This is a genomic window from Agromyces terreus (assembly GCF_009749465.1).
Taxonomy (GTDB): Bacteria; Actinomycetota; Actinomycetes; order Actinomycetales; family Microbacteriaceae; genus Agromyces; species Agromyces terreus.
Genome location: NZ_WBIS01000027.1, coordinates 1 through 865 on the forward strand (window position 1 = coordinate 1; position 865 = coordinate 865).

The following is an 865-nucleotide window of genomic DNA, read 5'->3' on the forward strand; positions in this document are numbered from 1 at the left end:
CTCGACCTTGCGGACCTCCCAGCCAGCGTCATCGATCTCGCTGTACAACAAGACCGGGTCGTCCGATGCCTCGTGGTTCCATCGAACGCGTATGTATCGCACCACAACCCTCCAACAGATCGCGGACCTATTCTCTCGGTCAAGGATCGGTTCGCGGGCCACCGCGCAACCTGGCTGGATCACCCAATCAATGGGACTCGGAACGGTGCACCCACACCGCAATCCCAATGAAGACCAGATCGAGAGCGTCAAAAGCTGCAGCCACCGCCCACCCGAAGGTTGCGCCGGAAAGTCCCATCAAAACGCAAATCAACGCCATGGCTCCGCAGAACACGGCGTTGAACTTTGACCCCGAAGGCGAGAGCGGGCTGAGGTCTGGAATCCTCATCCGTTGAGGACCACGAGAACAACCAGAAAGGCAGCGATACCGAACCCAACGAGGAGGAAGAGCGTCGCCCCGAACACCACAGCCAGCGTCGGCAACGCCGTGCCAGAACCCCAGGCATCAGCCCATCGCGCTCGGATCCTCGAGCGCTGAGTTGCAACGACAACACCGACAGCGATCGCGAAGACGGAAATCGACGCCAACCCGATCGCCTTCAGCGGGGTGAGATCCCACAGCGAACCACTCAGTTCCATCGACCGGCTCCTCTCCGCCGCCAATCTTCGCACTAGAGCAGCGACTGCGTTTGCTTCAGTTCCGCATTCACCCGTTGGTGCGATACCGGACCGGAAGCGGATCCGCCTGCGGTTGGCGTTCGACCTGCATCGTCGATCCCGGATGCCCTACCGTCCCGAGCATTCAGTCGTCGACCTGATCGTGATCCGTGTGGTGCCGGACTCATCGCTGACGTACACGTTGAAC

Annotated in this window: 2 protein-coding genes; both read right to left on the reverse strand. The window is 60.7% G+C overall.

Annotation, left to right across the window (positions count from 1 at the left end; all coding sequences use genetic code 11):
• The coding region (locus GQQ92_RS17005; protein WP_407922083.1) for a DUF6881 domain-containing protein at window positions 1-183 on the reverse strand (183 nt) is incomplete at its 3' end.
• Between the two features lie 201 nt (window positions 184-384).
• Window positions 385-639, reverse strand: coding sequence for a hypothetical protein (locus GQQ92_RS16435; RefSeq protein ID WP_157000385.1), 255 nt, complete (start codon window positions 637-639; stop codon window positions 385-387).
• Window positions 640-865 lie beyond the last annotated feature (226 nt).